At 70.4% G+C, this 19,430-nt stretch carries 17 protein-coding genes; 2 read left to right on the forward strand and 15 right to left on the reverse strand.

Annotation, left to right across the window (positions count from 1 at the left end; genetic code table 11):
• Positions 1–39 precede the first annotated feature (39 nt).
• The 15 genes from leuA to hrcA all read right to left on the reverse strand — a co-directional run bounded on the left by leuA (position 40) and on the right by hrcA (position 18,133).
• Positions 40–1,818 (reverse strand): 2-isopropylmalate synthase, encoded by a 1,779-nt coding sequence (leuA, locus tag ABH923_RS01290; protein ID WP_370053301.1) that lies wholly within the window; start codon positions 1,816–1,818, stop codon positions 40–42.
• Between the two features lie 137 nt (positions 1,819–1,955).
• The gene (locus ABH923_RS01295; RefSeq protein ID WP_370053303.1) at positions 1,956–4,625 is read right to left on the reverse strand and encodes a bifunctional lysylphosphatidylglycerol flippase/synthetase MprF; all 2,670 of its coding nucleotides are present in this window, start codon (positions 4,623–4,625) and stop codon (positions 1,956–1,958) included.
• Entirely contained in the window at positions 4,622–5,902 is a 1,281-nt protein-coding gene (locus tag ABH923_RS01300) for an alpha/beta hydrolase (RefSeq protein WP_370053305.1), read from the reverse strand. Before ABH923_RS01300 ends, ABH923_RS01295 begins: the two co-directional genes overlap by 4 nt.
• A gap of 153 nt (positions 5,903–6,055) precedes the next feature.
• Complete coding sequence (locus ABH923_RS01305; RefSeq protein ID WP_370053307.1) at positions 6,056–7,495, reverse strand: FtsX-like permease family protein; 1,440 nt, start codon at positions 7,493–7,495, stop codon at positions 6,056–6,058.
• On the reverse strand, positions 7,492–8,244 hold the full coding sequence (locus ABH923_RS01310; RefSeq protein WP_370053309.1) for an ABC transporter ATP-binding protein: 753 nt from the start codon (positions 8,242–8,244) through the stop codon (positions 7,492–7,494). The genes ABH923_RS01305 and ABH923_RS01310 overlap by 4 nt, the downstream gene beginning before the upstream one ends.
• Before the next feature lie 98 nt (positions 8,245–8,342).
• Complete coding sequence (locus tag ABH923_RS01315) at positions 8,343–9,047, reverse strand: response regulator (RefSeq protein ID WP_370053310.1); 705 nt, start codon at positions 9,045–9,047, stop codon at positions 8,343–8,345.
• Positions 9,044–10,915 (reverse strand): sensor histidine kinase, encoded by a 1,872-nt coding sequence (locus ABH923_RS01320; RefSeq protein ID WP_370053312.1) that lies wholly within the window; start codon positions 10,913–10,915, stop codon positions 9,044–9,046. Before ABH923_RS01320 ends, ABH923_RS01315 begins: the two co-directional genes overlap by 4 nt.
• 80 nt (positions 10,916–10,995) lie before the next feature.
• Entirely contained in the window at positions 10,996–11,889 is an 894-nt protein-coding gene (era, locus tag ABH923_RS01325; RefSeq protein ID WP_370053314.1) for a GTPase Era, read from the reverse strand.
• The gene (locus ABH923_RS01330) at positions 11,886–13,247 is read right to left on the reverse strand and encodes a hemolysin family protein (RefSeq protein ID WP_370053316.1); all 1,362 of its coding nucleotides are present in this window, start codon (positions 13,245–13,247) and stop codon (positions 11,886–11,888) included. Before ABH923_RS01330 ends, era begins: the two co-directional genes overlap by 4 nt.
• Positions 13,248–13,254: 7 nt before the next feature.
• On the reverse strand, positions 13,255–13,716 hold the full coding sequence (gene ybeY / locus ABH923_RS01335; RefSeq protein WP_345835035.1) for an rRNA maturation RNase YbeY: 462 nt from the start codon (positions 13,714–13,716) through the stop codon (positions 13,255–13,257).
• Complete coding sequence (locus ABH923_RS01340; RefSeq protein ID WP_370053318.1) at positions 13,713–14,822, reverse strand: PhoH family protein; 1,110 nt, start codon at positions 14,820–14,822, stop codon at positions 13,713–13,715. The genes ybeY and ABH923_RS01340 overlap by 4 nt, the downstream gene beginning before the upstream one ends.
• Complete coding sequence (locus ABH923_RS01345; RefSeq protein WP_370053320.1) at positions 14,809–15,174, reverse strand: histidine triad nucleotide-binding protein; 366 nt, start codon at positions 15,172–15,174, stop codon at positions 14,809–14,811. The genes ABH923_RS01340 and ABH923_RS01345 overlap by 14 nt, the downstream gene beginning before the upstream one ends.
• A gap of 39 nt (positions 15,175–15,213) precedes the next feature.
• Positions 15,214–15,942: a 16S rRNA (uracil(1498)-N(3))-methyltransferase gene (locus ABH923_RS01350; protein ID WP_370053322.1), complete on the reverse strand. Its 729-nt coding sequence runs from the start codon at positions 15,940–15,942 to the stop codon at positions 15,214–15,216.
• A gap of 10 nt (positions 15,943–15,952) precedes the next feature.
• Entirely contained in the window at positions 15,953–17,068 is a 1,116-nt protein-coding gene (dnaJ, locus tag ABH923_RS01355; protein WP_370053323.1) for a molecular chaperone DnaJ, read from the reverse strand.
• Between the two features lie 48 nt (positions 17,069–17,116).
• Positions 17,117–18,133, reverse strand: coding sequence for a heat-inducible transcriptional repressor HrcA (gene hrcA / locus ABH923_RS01360; RefSeq protein ID WP_370053325.1), 1,017 nt, complete (start codon positions 18,131–18,133; stop codon positions 17,117–17,119).
• A 220-nt stretch (positions 18,134–18,353) separates the two neighbouring features.
• Between hrcA and ABH923_RS01365 the strand changes: the two genes are divergently transcribed.
• Together ABH923_RS01365 and ABH923_RS01370 are read left to right on the forward strand one after the other, a co-directional pair.
• The gene (locus ABH923_RS01365) at positions 18,354–18,914 is read left to right on the forward strand and encodes a DUF4870 domain-containing protein (protein WP_370053327.1); all 561 of its coding nucleotides are present in this window, start codon (positions 18,354–18,356) and stop codon (positions 18,912–18,914) included.
• 122 nt (positions 18,915–19,036) lie between these two features.
• On the forward strand, positions 19,037–19,426 hold the full coding sequence (locus ABH923_RS01370; RefSeq protein WP_370053329.1) for a DUF4870 domain-containing protein: 390 nt from the start codon (positions 19,037–19,039) through the stop codon (positions 19,424–19,426).
• Positions 19,427–19,430: the final 4 nt, after the last annotated feature.

The raw sequence follows: 19,430 nt of genomic DNA on the forward strand, positions 1-19,430 counted from the left end.
CCCGGTCGATCTGACCGGGATCTCCTCCGTTGTTGCGGGTCAGGCCCCGACCAGCTCGGCCTTCTCGCTGGTGTGGCCGGCGGATGCCCGAACAGCCCGATTCACAGCCGACACCACGGCCTTGAACGACGCCGTCGTGGTGTCGCCGTCGATCCCGACACCCCACAACCGCACGCCGTCCACATCCACCTCCACATACGCCGCGGCCTGCGCCGACTCGCTCGCCGACAGCGTGTGCTGCGAGTAGTCGTACAGGTGCACATTGATCCCGCGCGCGTTCAGGATGTCGAAGAACGCCGCGATCGGCCCGTTGCCCTCGCCGGTCGCCTTCGCCACCGTGTCGCCGTCGCGCAGCGCCACCGTGAGGGTGACATGCTCGCCGGTCTCGTTCGTGGTGCTCGTGCTGCCCAGCTCGAACCGTCCCCACTTGGCGTCGGGATGCGTGACCGGGGCAGGCAGGTACTCGTCCTGGAAGATGTCCCAGATCTGGGCGCTCGTGACCTCGCCGCCCTCGGCGTCGGTCTTGGCCTGCACGACGCCGGAGAACTCGATCTGCAGCTTGCGCGGCAGGTCGAGCGCGTGGTCGGTCTTCAGCAGGTAGGCGACGCCGCCCTTGCCGGACTGCGAGTTCACCCGGATGACCGCCTCATAGCTGCGGCCCAGGTCCTTAGGGTCGACGGGCAGGTACGGGACGGCCCACACCAGGTCGTCCACGGAGACGCCCTCGCGCTCGGCGCGCGCGGCCATCGCTTCGAAGCCCTTCTTGATCGCGTCCTGGTGCGAGCCGCTGAACGCGGTGAACACGAGGTCCCCGCCCCAGGGGCTGCGCTCGCCGACCGGCAGCTGGTTGCAGTGCTCGACGGTGCGCTTGATCTGGTCGATGTCGCTGAAGTCGATCTGCGGGTCGATGCCCTGCGTGAACAGGTTGACGCCCAGCGTCACCAGGTCGACGTTGCCGGTGCGCTCGCCGTTGCCGAACAGGCAGCCCTCGATGCGGTCGGCGCCGGCCATGTAGCCGAGCTCCGCCGCGGCTACGGCGGTGCCGCGGTCGTTGTGCGGGTGCAGCGACAGGATGACGTTCTCGCGGTGGTTCAGGTGGCGCGACATCCACTCGATGGAGTCGGCATAGACGTTCGGCGTCGCCATCTCGACGGTGGCGGGCAGGTTGACGATGACCTTGCGGTCCGGCGTCGGCTCGAAGACCTCCAGCACCTGGTTGCAGATGTCGACCGCGAACTCCAGCTCGGTGCCGGTGTACGACTCGGGCGAGTACTCGTAGTAGATCTCGGTGCCGGGGACCAGCGACTCGTACTGGCGGCACAGGCGCGCTCCGGCGAGGGCGATGTCGACGATGCCCTGCTGGTCGGTGCGGAAGACGACGTCGCGCTGCAGGATGCTCGTGGAGTTGTAGAGGTGGACGATCGCCTGCTTGGCGCCGACCAGCGACTCGTAGGTGCGCTTGATCAGGTGCTCGCGCGACTGCGTCAGCACCTGGATGGTGACGTCATCGGGGATCGCGCCCTCCTCGATGAGGCTGCGCACGAAGTCGAAGTCCGTCTGGCTGGCCGACGGGAAGCCGACCTCGATCTCCTTGTAGCCCAGCCGCACCAGCAGGTCGAACATGATGCGCTTGCGCTCGGGGCTCATCGGGTCGATGAGAGCCTGGTTGCCGTCGCGCAGATCGACGGCGCACCAGCGCGGCGCCTGCGTGATGCGCTTCGACGGCCAGGTGCGGTCGGGCAGGTCGACGGTGATCTGCTCGTGGAAGGGCCGGTACTTGTGGATCGGCATGGCGCTCGGCGCCTGGGTGTTCTTCATGGTCTGTCTTCTCCTCGCGGTGTGTTGTGGAGAGCCAACGACGAACTCCGCGACGAGGGGGGCCCAGAACTAGGACTCGTCGCGGCAGCTAAGAAGGAGCAGACCGTACACAGAAACCACGGTACCACGGCGCTGCATCAGCCGCGTCCCACCGCCAGCGCGGCAGCCTGGCGCACGGACAGGTCGGGCAGGTAGGCGCGCACGAGGCCCACGCCGATCGCCGGGAGGGCGACCGGATCCGGGTAGGCCATGATCAGCGGATGCAGCTCCGGCTGGAACTTCTGCTTGAACTTGAGCAGCGAGCGGAACCCGTACACCGGCTCCAGCGACGTGCTGAGGTAGCCGAGCACGCGGTCCATCCCGCTCTTCTCGTCGTCGGGCGTACCGGCGGTGTGCGCGAGCGGGGCGGCCGAGAGGCTCATGAACTCGACGCCGTCCTCCTTCATCCGGGTGGCGGCCTCCGCGATCAGGAACTCCATGACGCCGTTGATGCTGCCGGGGCGGCGGCGCATGAAGTCCAGCGTCCAGCCGACGACGTGGCCGTCGCGGTAGCTCGGCAGCCAGGACGTCACGCCCTCGATGCGGCCGGACTCGTCCACCGCGAGCATCAGCCGCACGGCCGGGTCGCGGAGCTCGTCCAGGCCGCCGAGAGTGAAGCCCATCTCGGGCAGGTCCTTCTCCGCGACCCACTGCTCGGAGATGTCCGAGAGCTGCACAGCGGCGCTCAGCGGCAGGGCGCCGAAGCTGGTCCACTCCGAGCGGATGCCCGCGCGCTGGGCGCGGTTGATCGAGCTGCGGACGTCCTGCCACTTCTTGCCGGTCGTCGCCCACTGCTGCGGCCGGATGACCGTCTCCTCCGCGACGGTCATCGTCGACCAGCCCATGCCGTCGAAGATCCCCTGGTACTGGGAGTCGACGCTGTAGAACACCGGGATCCAGCCGCTGTCGTCGCAGAACCGCGAGAAGCGCTCGATGACGCCGCCGTGCACGGACTCGTCCGCTCCGAACGGCGCGCCGGTCGTGAGCGCCACCCGCCCGACGACGCGATACGCCACGGCGGCTCCCGTCGCGGAGTCGAACCAGTAGCTGTTGCCCGGCCAGGTCGCCATGAACGAGATGGCGTCGCCGCCGCCGCGCTCCAGCAGCGTGCGGACGCGCCCGGCGTCGCCGATCGAGCGCCGCCACGCGCCGCGGCCGACCATGAACGGCACAGCGGCGAGGATGACGACCAGCCAGAACACGGTGCCGATGTTGTGGTAGACCACGGTCGCCAGCGGCGTCGTCGGCAGGTACTGCAGCGGCTCGCGCCGCAGGAAGCTCACCGGGATGAAGCGCTCCAGCACGTCGTTGAGGAGGTCGGTGATGTCGATCGGCCGGGTGAAGCCGGTGTCCTTCTGCAGCCAGCCGACCAGCACGTACAGCCCGATCAGGCCGAGGCCGGTCAGCGCCACCGTGAGCACGTACCGGCGCACCGACCGGGCGGTGGCGAGGACCGTGAAGTGCCGGCGGTACACGACCAGCAGGATCGCCATCGTGACCGGCACCAGCGCCGACAGCGCCAGGATGAAGGTGACCTCCCAGTACCGCGACGACACGGTGGGGCGCGGGTCGGCGAACGGGAGGATACCGAAGTAGAGGGCCGAGAGCACCGCGAGCAGCGCGTTGACCGACACGGCGAGCCAGACCGCGAAGCGGCGTCCGCGCAGGAGGCCGTAGGCCGCGACGAGCAGCGCGAGCAGCGGCAGCACCGAGATGAGGACGGGGCCGATGCCGTTGATCCGCTCCAGCGTGAGGTCGTGCACGCAGTCGCGGGTGACCGCGAACGCCTGGCAGCGCTCCAGCACGCTCCCCGTGGCCGGCACGTCGTTGGAGAACAGCAGGCCGATCGGCGACAGCATCCCGTACCGCGACTGGGACAGCAGGCCGATGACGGGGCCGAGCGCGCTGATCGTCACGGCGGACGCGAGCAGCACCCTGACCTCGTGATGGGATGAGCGGCGCCAGCCGAGGAGGCGCTCGTGCGGCCGCAGCAGGACGCCCAGCCCGAAACCGGCGAGGACCGCGAGCAACCGGTACAGGTCGGACGGGTCGCCCGAGTACAGCAGGTACATGATCGCGATGAGCATCGTGATGACGCGGATGCGGCGGCGCCAGAACGCTCCGGCGAACGCGCTCGCGGTCATGATCGTGCCGGCGATGCCCGTGAACACGTCGAGGATGACGAGGTGGTGGACGTTGCGCGACCACATCTCCCCCGTCTGCGAGCCGAGGAGCTGGAGGCCGACGCCCGCGGCGATCCCCGCTGCGGAGGTCGCGAAGAAGGCGAGCGCGGTGCGCCATGCGCCCATCAGCCGCTCGGAGACGCCGACGAGCAGCACCGTGAGCACGAGCACCACGATCAGCTCGGCGAGGTTGTTCGTGAACAGCACGGCGGTGACCGGCGCCCACCAATGGCCGTCGATGAGCTGGTCGGGGCCGACGCCGAGCCACACGCGCAACGGGCGGTGCGGACCGTGGATCGGGCCGGTGACCAGCGCGAGCACGAGGATCAGTGCCGTCAGGCCGGTGGTGAAGGGGTGCGTCGCGATCAGCCCGCCGAGCCGCCCCACCGCGCCGGCGAAGCCGCCGGCCCGCGCGGGAGGCTCCGGCGGGCGTGCGGGAGGCTCCTGCGTGCGCACGGCCGTGTCCTCCACGACCCGCGTGCCGTTGCCGGCCGCCTGTGTCTTCCCGTCAGCCTGGGTCGCGTCGTCCCCCGGTGCGCCGCCGTTCGTCGGCGCGCCGCCTCCCGTTGTCACGGCATCGGTCACGGAGCCAGCCCCATGTGAGCGGCGACCGCGGGGAAGCCGTTCGTCAGCGTGTAGCGCACCGTGTTCCAATCGTGTGCCGTCCCGGGCGAGATCAAGAGCTCGCTGCGGATCCCGGCGGAGACGGCGGCCGAGTGCAGCGTCTTCGCGAAAGCAGTGTACTTGGCGTCGTTCTGACCCGCACCGAAGACCATCAGCGTGTTCGCGTATGGGGCGTGCGCCTTCATCGTAGGCCCGAGCTGGGCATCCTCGAAGGCGGTGTGCGAGCCCGCGAAGCCGGTCGCGATGGTGAGCGTCACGTTGCCGAGCGTCGGGCCGAGCTCGCTGGAGGAGGCCAGGGCCGAGCCGAACAGGTCAGGCCGGCTCGCGGCGAACTGCGCGGCGCAGGTGGCGCCCTGCGAGTAGCCGAACACGCCCCACGCGGCCGGGTCGCTGCTCACCCGCAGGTGCGAGGTGATCCAGGAGCGGACATCCTTGAGCAGGTACGTGGCCGAGTCGCCGAAGGCCCGGGAGTCGATGCACATCGGGTTGCGACCGGGGCCGCCGAGCTGGTCGGGCGCCACGACGATCGGCGCGTAGCCGTTGTGCTTGGCCGCGTACGCGTCGAGGTAGGTGCCGATCCGGCCGGCCGTGAACATGTCGGCGGGAGCCCCTGGCTGACCGGAGAGCGCGTAGAGAACAGGGAGCGCCGGCGGGTTCGGGCCGAGCGCGACCGGCGGCAGATAGACGACGGCCTCCCGCGCCGGGAAGTTCGACACCGTCGCGGGGATCTTGACCTTGCCGATCTCGCCCTTCACCGGCGGGTCCGCCTGGGTGGTGGAGGCCGACCAGGCGGTGCCCGTGATGACGTCGCCGCGCTCGTGGTGCAGGTTCAGCGCCTTGTACGGCACGACGCCGATGGCGTCATTGAGGTTGCGGTACGCGCCGAAGTCGACGTTCACGCCCGCGAAGGCGGCGATCAGGAACACCGGGATGCTGACGCCCGCGATCACCTTTCGCCACCACCGCGACCGGAAGAAGTTGGCGATCGCGAGGGCGATGCCGGCGAACCCGAGGGCCACCCACATCGTCGTCACCGGCGTGAGCCCGACGCCGAACAGGTTGTAGACGTCGTCCGTCAGCCACACCAGGAACCAGCCGATCAGTGCGCCGCCGACGGCCGCGATCGCCCCGGCGAGCACGCGCTTCCACGTCGGACGCACGAGCAGGTACACCGCGAGGATGGCGGCGACGACGTCGATCGCGATGAGGAACGGCGGTTTGTCGATCCTCAAGGTCATGAGCCAGTTCAGGGTGGTTCCTCTCGAAAGTGCAGGAGGCGCTCCGGCACGGATGGTGGGCACGGTCACCGGTGTGCGCCAGTCCCCCAGTATCAGACACCCAGCCTGCGGATAGCTGAGGCTTGATGAGCGTCCAGGAAACCTGGAGGCTCGCTACTCGACCGCCAGGGCCTCCACCGGGGCGACGCGGGTGGCCCGGCGGGTCGGCGCCACCGAGGCGCCGACGGCGAGCACGGCCGCCGCCACGACGATCAGGCCGATGAACAGCCACGGGATCGCCGGCGGGACCAGGCCGCCGCCCGGCAGCTGCCCCAGCAGGGTCTGGGCGCCGATCCAGCCGTACAGCGTACCGAGCACCAGCCCGGAGAGCACTGCGGCGACGGTCAGCTGGGCGCTCTCGGCCAGGATCATCCTGCGCACCTGCGCGGCACTGAGCCCGAGCGCACGGAGCAGGCCGAGCTCCCGGCGGCGCTGCAGCACGCTCAGCGACAGGCTGTTGACGACGCCGACCGCCGCGATCACCGCCGAGAAGCCGACCAGCCCGCTGAACACCAGCATGATGACCGTGAGCACACTCTCAGCGCCCTGGTACAGCTCCGGGTTCCTCGCGGCGGCGCTGCGGATGATCGTGAGCCAGGTCTGCGTCGCGACGACGAACATCGTGATCAGTGTGACACCGATGACGAGGCCGATCGCGGTGCGCGAGCTGCGCTCCGGGTTCCGGACGGCGTTCGCCGCGGCGAGCCTGCCGGCCGCGCCTGCGCCGAAGAGCAGACCGACGCCGCGCAGCACGCCGGGGAGGAAGAGCGGCGCGGCGACGATGACACCGGTGAAGGAGAGCAGTCCGCCGAGCATCGCGATCAGCACCCCGTAGCGGCCGAACTCGACGAGGCCGGAGTTCGCCGACTTCGCGAAGGCGCCCAGGCCGAGCAGGAGGCCGAAGCCGAGCAGGGCCGCGCCGGGCAGGATGAGCAGCGCCGAGGCCACGATCTGTCCCGTGCTGCGCACGGCCGCGGAGGGACGCTCCTGCGCCGCGCCCAGCGCCTCCACGGGCGCGACGGTCAGCACCCGCCGGCTGCCGATCCACGACGCCGCCCAGGTGGTGAGCACCACGACGACCGGGGGCGCGATCAGCGACGGGGTGATGACCGGGTACAGCGCGTTCGGGAGGACGTCCCACAGCAGGAGGAGGCGCACGGCGACGAGCGCGAGCACTACGGCGATGACGCCGCCCGTGAGCGCGCCGACCAGGCCGACGGCCAGGCCCTCCCCCGCGACCGAGCGGCGCTGCGCCTTCGAGCTCGAGCCGAGCAGGCGCATCAGCGCGATGGTGCGGGTGCGGCCGGCGATGACGGTCGCGAACGTGTTCGTGGTGACGATGGCGCCGACGAACACGGCGATCACGAAGAAGATGCCGGCGACCAGCGCGAGCGCGAACCGGGCCGAGCCGTGCGCGCCCATCGGCGACGCCTCGATGTACGCGCCGAGGACGTTGGTGCAGGCCAGCAGCGCGACGCCGAAGGCGGAGCTGAGGGCCGAGACGAGGACGCTGGCGCGGTGGTCGCGCGCGTTCGCCCGGAACGCGCGGATCACGCGCGCGCCTCCATGCCGAGCATGAACGCGGAGATCTCCTCCGCCGTCGAGCCCTCCCGCTCGGCGACCACGCGGCCGTCGGCGAGGAACACGATCCGGTCGGCGTAGCTGGCCGCGATCGGGTCGTGGGTGACCATCGCGATGCTCTGGCCGTAGCTGCGGGAGGCCTCCTGAAGCACACCGAGGACCTCCCGGCCGGTGCGCGAGTCGAGGTTGCCCGTCGGCTCGTCCGCGAACACCAGGTCGGGGCGCGTGGCCAGCGCGCGCACGATCGCGACGCGCTGCTGCTGGCCGCCGGAGAGCTCGTGCGGACGGTGGGTGAGCCGGTCCGACAGTCCCAGGAGGTCGATCAGGCCGTCGATCCACTCCCGCTGCACCACCGTCGGCCGGCGGCCGTCGATCTCGAACGGGAGCAGGATGTTGGCCCGCACGTCGAGCGTCGGGACGAGGTTGAACGACTGGAAGACGAAGCCGACCCTGCGGCGGCGCAGGACGGTCAGCTCGCCGTCGCCCATCCCGCTGATCTCGGTGTCCCCGAGGAAGACGCGCCCGCCGGTGACCGTGTCGAGCCCGGCCATCACGTGCATGAGCGTCGACTTGCCCGAGCCGCTCGGCCCCATGATCGCGGTGAACCGTCCGGCCGGGATGCCGACGGTCACGTCGTCGAGGGCGATGACCCGGTTGGTGCCGGAGCCGTAGGTCTTCGTCGCGCCGTCGACGCGAGCCACCATGATGTCGGGGTTGTCCATGTCCCCAGGCTAGGAAGCCGGAGGCGCCGGCGGATCAGGCTGAGGATCCACAGAGGGTCAGTCCAGAGGATGATCTGCGGGTGAAATCCCGCGAAACGTCACTCCGCCCGTTCGGGCGCTCCCCCGGTCAGACCGTGCTCGAACGCGTAAACCACCATCTGCACGCGGTCGCGCAGCCCGAGCTTCGCCAGGATGCGGCTGATGTGGGTTTTGACCGTCGCCTCGCTGAGGAACTCGGAACCGGCGATCTCCGAGTTGCTGAGCCCGCGAGAGGCGAGTACGAAGATCTCCCGCTCGCGGCTGGTGAGCGTGGCGAACGCCGGCGGCGCCTGCGTGGCCCGCTGGGTGTCGGAGAAGTACTCGAACAGCTCGCGGGTCGCCCCGGCCGCGATGACCGCGCTGCCGGCGTGGACGGTGCGGATGGCGGCGAGCAGGAACTCCGGCTCGGCGTCCTTCAGCACGAAGCCGCTGGCGCCGCTGCGGATCGCGCGCGCTGCGGCCTCGTCCAGGTCGAAGGTGGTGAGCACGATGATGCGGGCAGGCGCGCGGCCCTCCCGCTCGGCCTCCTCCATGATCCGGGCGGTGGCGGCGATGCCGTCCATGACCGGCATCCGGATGTCCATGAGCACCACGTCGGGACGCTTCTCGCGCACCAGGGCCACGCCCTCCCGGCCGTCCGACGCCTCGCCCGCGAACTCCAGGTCGGCCTGCGAGCCGATCAGCATGCGGATGCCCGCGCGGAACAGTGCCTGGTCGTCGACGAGGGCGACCGTGATCGGGGCGGCAGTGTTCGCGCCGTTCATGCGCGCACCCCCGAGACCACCGGCAGGAACGCCGTGACCACGAAGCCGTCGTCGGCCGGTCCAGCGGACAGCGAGCCGCCCGCCAGGGTCGCGCGCTCACGCATCCCGGGCAGGCCGTGCCCGATGCGCGGGAGGCCGCCGGTGGCCAGGGGTTCCGGTGTCGGTGTCTTCATGCTGTTCCTCACGGTGATGACGATGCCCGGGCCTGCGTCGGCGCCGCCCGCCTGAGCGAGCAGGACGGAGACCGGGCGGGTGGTGTCCCCGTGCCGGAGGGCGTTGGTCAGCGCCTCCTGCACGATGCGGTACGCGGCGATCTGCTGCGCGGAGCCGAGCCCGTCGAGCTCGCCGCGACGCTCCATGACGACGGGGAGGCCGGCCGCGCGCACCTGCTCGACCGTCTGGTCGACGTCCGCGAGCGACGGCTGCGGGCCCTCCGGCTGGCTCTGCCGGAGCTCGGCCAGGAGCACCCGCACGTCGACCAGCGCGGAGCGCGCGGTGGCGGCGATGGTCTCCAGCGCCGTGTCGACCGTGTCCGGGTCGGCGTGCCGGGCGTAGCGGGCGCCGTCCGCCTGGGCGATGACGACGGCGAGCGAGTGGGCGACCACGTCGTGCATGTCGCGGGCGATGCGGGTGCGCTCCTGCTCGACGACCACGACCTCCTCGGCGCGGTTGCGGTCGAGCTCCGCCGCGATCTGGGCGTGCCGGGACGCCCGGGCGTTCTTCCAGGTGCGGACCAGCAGGCCGAGCACCCAGGACAGCCCGAGCACGGTCGCGCTCACGACGAAGAGGAAGGCGAACTGCAGCGCCATCCCGGTGAGCTGGGACGACAGCAGGTCGAAGTAGCCCTGCGCGAGCGCGGAGGTCAGCGTCAGATAGAGCGAGGCGACGAGCGCGCCGACCCCGGCCGAGATCAGCCCGGCGTAGCGCACCACCTTGTCCCCGTAGAGTGCCGTCGCGTAGAGCACGATGAGCACGGCGATGTCGCTGACCAGGATGTTGTGCCCGGTCGTCATCTGCACCGCGGCGGCGAGCCAGGCGATGGCGAGCGAGACCGCCGGCGACATCCGGCGCAGCGCGACGGCGACGGCGAACACGATCAGGACGAGGAACGTCGACCGCCCGCTCGCGTCCGGCACCAGGCTGGAGGTGAAGTCGGTCACCAGGCAGAAGAAGACGTAGGCGACGGCGCCCGCGATGTCGAAGGTGAGTTGCGGCCTGGTCAGCCGCCGCACGAGCCTCGGGCTGTCGCCCTCCTCGGCTCCCGCTTGCTCCGCGCCTCCGCCGGGCGACGCCAGCCAGACCAGCAGCGACGGGACGGGCCCGGAGGTCGCGGTCGCCCGCTGCCGTGCGACGAGGAAGCCGAGCAGCCAGGCGCTGACGAAGACGACGGCCAGCAGCAGGCTCATCATCAGCAGTCCGACGCCCTGGCTCGTGTAGTAGCCGCCGATCACCGGCCCGAACTGCGGGAACTTGAGGTCGCCGCGCACGGTGAAGAGGTACGCCATCGCCGGCGCCCACAGGATCGCGGAGGCGAACCCGAACCACCGGACGACCGTCCCGCCGTGCGACGCGATCCCGAACAGCGCGATCACGACGGCGACCGCGGAGATGATCCGGTGCGGCAACGGCAGCGAGGACCCCTCGCTCAGCTCGGCGATGACCGCGAGCCAGGCGATCTCCAGTGCCACCACCGGCAGCACCCGCGAGAGCGCGACGGCCGCGCAGTAGAGCAGCACGGCCAGCGCGCCGGCGAGGTCGAACGGGAGGCCGATGACCAGCCACACCCCGAACAGCACGACGGCCAGCGCGGGCTCCAGCACCCAACGGTGCGGCGCGAGTGCGCTCAGGACGCGGGTGCGATCTGGCATATCTCTACGTTACGGGGCCACGGGCCGCTCGCCCGCATCCTCGGCGCGGAATCATCCTGGGGATGTACGAAGCGAGTCCTCTAGAACCCCAACCGCCCGAGCTGCTTCGGGTCCCGCTGCCAGTCCTTCGCCACCTTCACCCGCAGCGACAGGAACACCTTGCGACCGAGGAGCGCCTCGATCGGCTTCCGGGCCTCGGCGCCGACGTCGCGGATGCGGGAGCCGCCCTTGCCGATGACGATGGCCTTCTGGCTGTCGCGCTCCACGAACAGATTGGCGTAGACCTCCACCAGGTCTTTGTCGTCGCGTTCGATGATGTCGTCGATGGTCACCGCGAGCGAGTGCGGCAGTTCGTCCTCCACGCCCTCCAGCACGGCCTCCCGGATGTACTCCGCGATGCGGTCCTCCAGGCCCTCGTCCGTGATGGCATCCGACGGGTAGAGCGGGCCGGGCGACTCCGGCAGCAGCTTCATCAACTCGGTCGTGAGGGTGTCGAGCTGGATGCTGCTCGTCGCCGATAACGGGATGATCGCCTCCCACTCGCGCAGCGCCGAGACGGCGAGGAGCTGCTCGGCGACCTGGGTCTTGCCCGCAGCGTCGATCTTGGTGACGATCGCGACCTTCTTCGCGTTCGGGTAGTCGTCGAGCTGGTCGTTGATGAACCGGTCCCCCGGGCCGATCTTCTCGTCGGCGGGGACGCAGAACCCGATCACGTCCACATCGCCCAGCGTGGACTGGACGAGGTTGTTGAGCCGCTCGCCGAGCAGCGTCCGCGGCCGGTGGATGCCCGGGGTGTCGACCAGGATGAGCTGGCCGTCACGCTGGTGCACGATGCCGCGGATGGCGCGGCGCGTGGTCTGCGGCTTGGAGCTGGTGATCGCCACCTTCTCGCCGACGAGCGCGTTGGTGAGGGTCGACTTGCCCACGTTGGGGCGGCCGACGAACGAGACGAATCCTGCGTGGTACTCGCTCATGCGCGGGCCTCCTTGTGCTGGCGATCGGACTTGGGGTGCTTCTGGGACTTGTGCTGTTTGTCGCGCTTCTCGGGCGCAACATCCTCGTGCGGCTCCGGCAGCAGCGCCGTGTCGCGCTCCACGAGCACCGTGCTCACGTGTTTGTGCCTGCCGTCCATCCGGTCGACGGTGAAGCGGAGGCCGTGCACGGCGACCGTCGAGCCGACCTCCGGCAGGCGGCCGAGCGCCTTGGCGACGAGGCCGCCGACGCTGTCGACGTCCTCGTCCTCGATCTCGATGTCGAACAGCTCGCCGAGGTCGTCGATCGGCAGACGGGTCGCGACGCGGAGCCGGCCGCCGCCGAGCTGCTGCACCAGCTCGACCTCGTGGTCGTACTCGTCGGAGATGTCGCCGATGAGCTCCTCGATGAGGTCCTCCAGTGTCACCAGGCCGGCGATGCCGCCGTACTCGTCCACCACCATCGCCAGGTGGTTGGACTCGAGCTGCATCTGCCGCAGCAGCGCGTCGGCCTTCTGCGACTCGGGCACGAACAGCGCGGGCCGGGCCAGCTCGCCCATCGTGATCGCGTCCGCGCCGAGCGCGCTCTCGTAGCTGAGCTTGGCGACGTCCTTCAGGTAGAGGATGCCGGCCACCTCGTCCGGGTCGCCGACGATCACGGGCATGCGCGAGACGCCGGTGGAGAAGAACATCCCCATCGCCGTTCCGAGCCCCGCCGAGCTGTCGATCGTGATCATGTCGGTGCGCGGCACCATCACCTCGCGCACGACCGTGTCGCTGAACTCGAAGATCGAGTGGATGAGCTCGCGGTCGTCCTCCTCCAGCACGTCGAACTCGGTCGCCTCGTCGACGATGCTGAGGAGCTGCTCCTCGCTCGTCACCGGGGCCGAGCGCGCGCGGGAGGGCGTCACCCGGTTGCCGAGCGCGACCAGGCCGTTCGGGATCGGGCCGAGCACCACGCGGATGCCGTGCACCAGCGGCGCGGTGAGCTGGAGCAGCACCCGTGAGTTGGCGCGCCCGACACTGCGCGGGCTTGCGCCGACCAGCACGAAGGAGACGCCCGTCATGATCGCCGCCGACAGGATCAGCGAGATCCACCACTCCTCGAAGATCTGCGTGAAGGCGAGCGTCACGAGCACGGCTGCGGTGGTCTCCGCGATGATGCGGCTGAAGTTGATCGCGTTGAAGTACGCGCCGGGGTCCTCCGCGATCGCCAGCAGCGATGTCTTCGCCCGGGAGGTCTCGGCCAGGTCCGCGATGTCGCCGCGCGACTGCACCGCCAGCGCCGAGTCGACGGCGGCCATGAGGCCGCCGAACGCGACCAGGAGGAACGCGACGATGAAGAACAGCGTTGCGAGCATCCGGTGCCTAGCGCTGTCGGTCGTAGCGGGCGAAGCCCACCAGGATGTCGCGCTGGATGCCGAACATCTCGCGCTCCTCCGCCGGCTCCGCATGGTCGAAGCCGAGCAGGTGGAGGATGCCGTGCGTGGTCAGCAGCAGCAGCTCCTCCTGGAGGGTGTGCCCGGCGGTCTCCGCCTGCACCTGCGCGACCTGGGGGCAGAGCACGACGTCGCCGAGCAGGCCGGCGGGAGCGGGCTCCTCCTCGGTCCCGGGGCGCAGCTCGTCCATCGGGAAGCTGAGGACGTCGGTCGGGCCGGGCTCGTCCATCCACTGCACGTGAAGCTGCTCCATCGCCGCCTCGTCCACCAGCACGATCGCCAGCTCGGCATCCGGGTGCACATGCATGATGTCGAGCGCGTAGCCCGCCAGCCGCTGCAGCGCGGACTCGTCGACCTCGATGGAGGACTCGTTGTTGATCTCGATGCTCATCGTGTCGGGCCCTGTCGTTTCGGGAGGTGGTCGCGCGGCCCGCCGGCACGGCGTTCGGCGCGGTTGGCGAACTCCCGGGCCTCCTCGCGCTCGTACTGCCGCGCCTGCTGCTTGGCGTCGAACTCGGTGTAGGCGTCCACGATCCGGCCGACGAGACTGTGCCGCACCACGTCGTCGCTGGTCAGCCGCGAGAAGTGGATGTCGTCGATGTCGTTGAGCACGCGCGTCACGAGGCGCAGGCCGCTGGCGGCGTTCGGGAGGTCGATCTGCGTGATGTCGCCGGTGACGACCATCTTGGAGTTGAAGCCGAGCCGGGTGAGGAACATCTTCATCTGCTCGGGCGTGGTGTTCTGCGCCTCGTCCAGGATGATGAAGGAGTCGTTGAGCGTGCGGCCGCGCATGTACGCCAGCGGCGCGACCTCGATGGTGCCGGCCGCGAGCAGCTTGGGCACGACCTCCGGGTCGAGCATCTCGTTGAGCGCGTCGTACAGCGGACGCAGGTACGGGTCGATCTTGTCGGTCAGCGTGCCGGGCAGGTAGCCGAGCCGCTCGCCGGCCTCCACCGCCGGGCGGGTCAGGATGATGCGGCTGACCTCCTTGCGCTGCAGCGCCTGGACGGCCTTCGCCATCGCCAGGTAGGTCTTGCCCGTTCCGGCGGGGCCGATGCCGAACACGATGGTGTTGTGGTCGATCGCCTCGACGTACTGGCTCTGGCCCAGCGTCTTGGGGCGGATGCTCTTGCCGCGCGCGGTGAGGATCGCCTGGCTCAGCACGTCGGACGGGCTGAGGTTCAGGTCGCTGCGCATCATCCGCGCCGAGCTGGCGACCTCGGCCGGGCCGAGGTCCTGGCCGTTGCGGACCATCTGCAGCAGCTCCTCCAGCAGCGCGCGCGCCGCAGCGACCTGCGCCGGGTCGCCGGTGAGGCTGATCTCGTTGCCGCGCACGTGGACGTCGACGAGGGGGTATTGCCGCTCCAGCGTGGTGAGCAGGCGGTCCTGGGGGCCGAGCAGCCGCACCATCTGGATCCCGTCGACGCTCAGGCGCGCCTCGGCCGAACCTCCCGGCGTGGTCGCTCCATCCGGGGTCGTCGGGTCACTCGCTGCCAAGGCTTCCTTCCTCGAGCCCGCCGGAAGGCGAGCCCAGAATGTGCGCGTGGACGTGGAACACGGTCTGTCCCGCGCCGGCGCCGGTGTTGAAGATCAGGCGGAAGTCGCCGTCCGCGTGCTCGTCGGCGAGCAGCTTGGAGGTCGCCACCAGCTCCGCGAGCAGCGCAGGGTCGCCCGCGGCCAGCTCCACGACGTCGCGGTACCGCTCGGTCTTGGGCACGACCAGCAGGTGCACCGGCGCCTTGGGCGCGATGTCGCGGAACGCGATGATGCGTTCGCTGTCGTACACGACGTCGGCCGGGATCTCCCCCGCGATGATGCGCGAGAAGATCGAGCGCTCCCCTGTCTCCATGTGGTCCATCCTATTCGCCAGGTGCGCGGCCGTCGTGGACTACCAGCGCCCCAGCGCCGCGTTCAGCACCGCCAGCGCCGCCGGCCCCGCCGTGGAGGTGCGCAGCACCGTGTCCCCGAGCCGCACCACCTCCGCCCCCGCGGCGCGGAACGCCTCCAGCTCCTGCGGTGAGATCCCGCCCTCGGGCCCGACCACCAGCGCCAGCGGCCGCCCGTCCGGGCGGATCGCCGTCAGCGCGTCCGCAGCGCCCGGCTCCAGCACCAGCACCCGGTGCGTCGCCGCCAGCGCCGCCACCTGCTTCGTCGTGGCCAGCTCGCCGACCTCCGGCGTCCACGCCCGGATCGACTGCTTGCTCGCCTCGCGCACGATCGCCGCCCAGCGGTCGCGCCCCTTCGCCACCTTGGCGCCCTCCCAGCGCGACACCGACCGGGAGGCCGACCACGGCACCACCGCGTCCACTCCGAGCTCCGTCGCCGCCTGGACGGCGAGCTCGTCGCGGTCGCCCTTCGCCAGCGCCTGCACGAGCGTGATCGCCGGCTCGGCGCGCGGGACGCGCTCCACGGCCTCCACGTCGATAGTCAGCTCCGCGCTGGTCGCGACCAGCACCTCGCCCGACGCGACCAGGCCCCGGCCGTTGCCGATGAGGACGCTCTCGCCCGGACGGGTGCGGTTGACCGTCGCGGCGTGCTTGGCCTCCGGGCCCGTCAGCGTGAGCCGGGCGCCCACCTCGACATCGGCGAGGTCTTCGCGCAGATAGAGGGAGCTCATCGTCGTCCCGTCAGAGGTTGAGGAACCGGTCGCGGAGCTTGGCGAAGAGGCCCTGCTGGAAGCGCGCGAGCGACGGATCCGGGTTGTGGTGCGTCTCGGCGAACTTCTTGATCAGCTCCTTCTCCTTGTGGTCGAGCTTCGTCGGCGTGACCACCTGGATGCCCACCCGCAGGTCGCCGCGGCCGCTGCCGCGCAGGTGCGTGATGCCGCGGTCCTTCACCGAGACGATGTCGGCGCTCTGGATGCCGGGCTTCAGCTCCAGGCGGATGTCGCCGTCCAGCGCCTTCACGGTCGCCGTGGTGCCGAGGATGGCGTCGGTCATCGAGACCTCCAGCGTGCAGAGCAGGTCGTCGCCGTCTCGGCTGAACACGTCGTGGTGCTTGACCTTGATCTCCAGGTACAGGTCGCCGTTCGGGCCGCCGGCGGGACCGGCCTCGCCCGATCCCGGCATCTGCAGCCGGAGTCCCGTGTCGACACCGGCGGGGATGTCCACCGGCACCGATCGGCGCGCGCGCACGCGGCCCTGGCCCTGGCAGGTGACGCACGGCGTGGCGATGACGGTGCCGTAGCCGCGGCAGCTCCCGCACGGGCTGGAGGTCATCACGTTGCCGAGCAGCGAGCGCACCGAGCGCTGGATGCTGCCGGTGCCGTGGCAGATGTCGCAGGTGACGGGCGCCGTGCCGGGCTGGCAGCAGGAGCCGCCGCAGGTCTCGCAGACGACGGCGGTGTCGACGTCCAGGTCGCGGTGCGTCCCGAACACGACCTCGTCGAGGTCGACCTCCACGCGCAGCAGGGCGTCCTGGCCGCGCTCGCGCCGGGAGCGGGGTCCGCGGGTGGCGCCGCCTCCCCCGCCGAAGAACGTCTCGAAGATGTCGCCGAAGCCGGCGAAGTCGCCCGCTCCTCCCCCGCCGCCGAAGCTGCCGGATCCGCCCAGGTCGTACTGCTGCCGCTGCTGCGGGTCGCTCAGCACGTCGTAGGCGTGGGTGACGAGCTTGAAACGCTCCTGCGCCTCGGAGCTCGGGTTGACGTCCGGGTGCAGCTCGCGCGCGAGCCGGCGGTACGCCTTCTTGATCTCGTCGGGGGTGGCGTTGCGGTCAACGCCGAGGACTTCGTAGTGGTCGGCCACGTAAGGCTGTTCCTTCTGTTCGGTGCGTCGGAGTTCGTGAGGTCTGGGTCAGTCGCCGAGAAGGCGGGAGAGGTAACGTGCAACGGCGCGGACCGCCGCCATGTTCCCCGAGTAGTCCATCCGGAGCGGGCCGAGCAGGCCCACGCGGGCCAGGTCGGAGCCCGAACTGTAGCCGCTCGACATGACCGAGGTCTCGGTCAGGCCGATGACGGCGTTCTCGCGGCCGATGCTGACCGCGACGCCGTGCTGGTCGAGCGCCATCTCGTCGAAGAGCCGCAGCAGGACGACCTGCTCCTCGATGGCCTCCAGCACCGGCGTGATGGACCCGGGGAAGTCGGTCTCGGTGCGCGCCAGGTTGGCGGCGCCCGCCATGACCAGCTTGTCCTGCCGGTTGGCGGCGATCTGGTCGAGGAGTGCCCCCGCGACCGGCGCCACGAGCGCGCGCGTGCGGTCGGTCAGGTGGCCGGGGAGGTCGCGCAGCCGCACCGCCGCGTCGGCGAGCGAGAGACCGGCGGCCGCGCCGTTGATCGCGCCGCGGATCTCGGCGATCTCGGCGTCGTCCAGCTCTTCCTGCAACTCGATGACGCGCTGCTCGACCGCGCCGGAGTCGGTGATGAGCACGCTCAGCAGCCGGCGGGAGCCGAGCGCCACCAGTTCGATGTGCCGGATGCGCGAGCGCGCCACCGACGGGTACTGCACGAGGGCGACCTGGTTGGTGAGCTGCGACAGCAGCCGGACCGTGCGCGAGAGCACGTCGTCCACGTCGACCGACTGGCCGAGGAACGCCTCGATCGCGGTGCGCTGCGCCGCCGACAGCGGACGGGCCTCCGCGAGGTGGTCCACGAACAGCCGGTAGCCCTTGTCGGTCGGCACCCGGCCGGAGGAGGTGTGCGGGGCGACGATCAGCTCCTCCTCCTCGAGGAGGGCCATGTCGTTGCGGATCGTCGCCGCCGAAACGCCGAACGCGTGCCGCTCCACGATGCTCTTGGAGCCCACCGGCTCCCGCGAGGCGACGTAGTCCTGCACGATGACGCGGAGCACTTCCAGACTGCGTTCCGAGACCACGCGAACCGCCTCCTGTCGTCTCTTCGGCGCCCGAGCATCGAGCACGGGACAACATCGAGCGCGCTGGCACTCGCTGAACCTGAGTGCTAATCATATCGCGTCGGCGTCGGAGGGCGGTCATGACGCGACACGGATCATTTACCGCGCGGCTCCCGAGCAGTACCCTTTGCGCACCGGCTCAGGAAAGCCCCCCGCAGCCGCCCACGAAAGGGTTCTCCTCATGTCAGACCCGAACCAGCCCCCGGCCGACGGCCAGGGCGAACAGCCTCCGCAACAGCCGTACGGGCAGCAGCCTCCTCCGCAGCAGCCCTACGGATCCGCACCCGGCCAGCCCGCCGGTGCGGTGCCTCCTCAGCAGCCCTACGCGGGCCAGCCCGCCGGCGCCGTCCCGCCGCCCCAGGAGTACGCGAGCGCCGCCGCCGCTCCTCTCGACCCGGCGCAGGACAAGCAGTGGGCGTCGTTCGCCCACCTCGGCGGGATCCTGTGGTTCCTGCCCTCCCTCATCATCTGGCTCGTCTTCAAGGACAGGGGCCAGCTGACCAACCAGGAGGCCAAGGAGGCGCTGAACTGGCAGATCACCTGGATCCTGGTCTGGGTCGTCTCCCAGATCCTCGGTGTGATCATCGGCACGTTCACCTTCGGCATCGGCTACCTGCTGTTCAGCCTCCTCATCCCGTGGGTGCTGTACATCGTCAACCTGGTGTTCTCGATCCTCGGTTTCGTGCGCGTGAACAGCGGTGGGACGTACCGGTACCCGCTGAACTTCCGCTTCATCAAGTAGCGCGCCGCAGCGACGGGACGGGCGGCGGATCCCGGGAAAGGGCTCTCGGCTCCTTCTCAGGATCACCCTCCGCCCCCTAGGCTGAGACCCGTCATTCCCACTCACCGGAGGAGAACACGACCATGTCCGCAACGCCCCCGCCCCCGCCGCCGCCCCCGCAGCAGCCGTACGGAGGTCAGCAGCCGCAGCTCAGCCCGGCCGACGAGAAGCTGTGGGCGACGCTCATCCACGTCGGCGGCATCCTGTTCAGCTTCATCCCCGCGCTCGTCGGCTACCTCGTGCTCAAGGACCGCGGCCCGTTCATCCGCTCGCACACCGCGACGGCGCTGAACTTCCAGATCACGCTCGCGATCGCCTACGTGGTCGGCATCATCCTGAGCATCGTCGGCATCGGCGTGCTGATCTTCCTCGCCGTCTGGGTGCTGAACATCGTCTTCAGCATCATCGCCGCCGTGAAGGCCAACCAGGGCGCGTTCTACACGTACCCGATCGCGATCCGGTTCCTCAGCTAGAGCG

The organism is Leifsonia sp. EB41 (assembly GCF_041262565.1).
In the GTDB taxonomy this organism is placed as follows: domain Bacteria; phylum Actinomycetota; class Actinomycetes; order Actinomycetales; family Microbacteriaceae; genus Leifsonia.

Bases quoted from the DNA above. Each gene is read 5' to 3' on its own strand.
- era (WP_370053314.1), bottom strand. From the start codon at position 11,889: ATGAGCGAGTACCACGCAGGATTCGTCTCGTTCGTCGGCCGCCCCAAC.
- ABH923_RS01365 (WP_370053327.1), top strand. From the start codon at position 18,354: ATGTCAGACCCGAACCAGCCCCCGGCCGACGGCCAGGGCGAACAGCCT.
- ABH923_RS01330 (WP_370053316.1), bottom strand. From the start codon at position 13,247: ATGCTCGCAACGCTGTTCTTCATCGTCGCGTTCCTCCTGGTCGCGTTC.
- ABH923_RS01350 (WP_370053322.1), bottom strand. From the start codon at position 15,942: ATGAGCTCCCTCTATCTGCGCGAAGACCTCGCCGATGTCGAGGTGGGC.
- ABH923_RS01310 (WP_370053309.1), bottom strand. From the start codon at position 8,244: ATGGACAACCCCGACATCATGGTGGCTCGCGTCGACGGCGCGACGAAG.
- leuA (WP_370053301.1), bottom strand. From the start codon at position 1,818: ATGAAGAACACCCAGGCGCCGAGCGCCATGCCGATCCACAAGTACCGG.
- ABH923_RS01345 (WP_370053320.1), bottom strand. From the start codon at position 15,174: ATGGAGACAGGGGAGCGCTCGATCTTCTCGCGCATCATCGCGGGGGAG.
- ABH923_RS01320 (WP_370053312.1), bottom strand. From the start codon at position 10,915: ATGCCAGATCGCACCCGCGTCCTGAGCGCACTCGCGCCGCACCGTTGG.
- ABH923_RS01315 (WP_370053310.1), bottom strand. From the start codon at position 9,047: ATGAACGGCGCGAACACTGCCGCCCCGATCACGGTCGCCCTCGTCGAC.
- ABH923_RS01370 (WP_370053329.1), top strand. From the start codon at position 19,037: ATGTCCGCAACGCCCCCGCCCCCGCCGCCGCCCCCGCAGCAGCCGTAC.
- ABH923_RS01300 (WP_370053305.1), bottom strand. From the start codon at position 5,902: ATGACCTTGAGGATCGACAAACCGCCGTTCCTCATCGCGATCGACGTC.
- ybeY (WP_345835035.1), bottom strand. From the start codon at position 13,716: ATGAGCATCGAGATCAACAACGAGTCCTCCATCGAGGTCGACGAGTCC.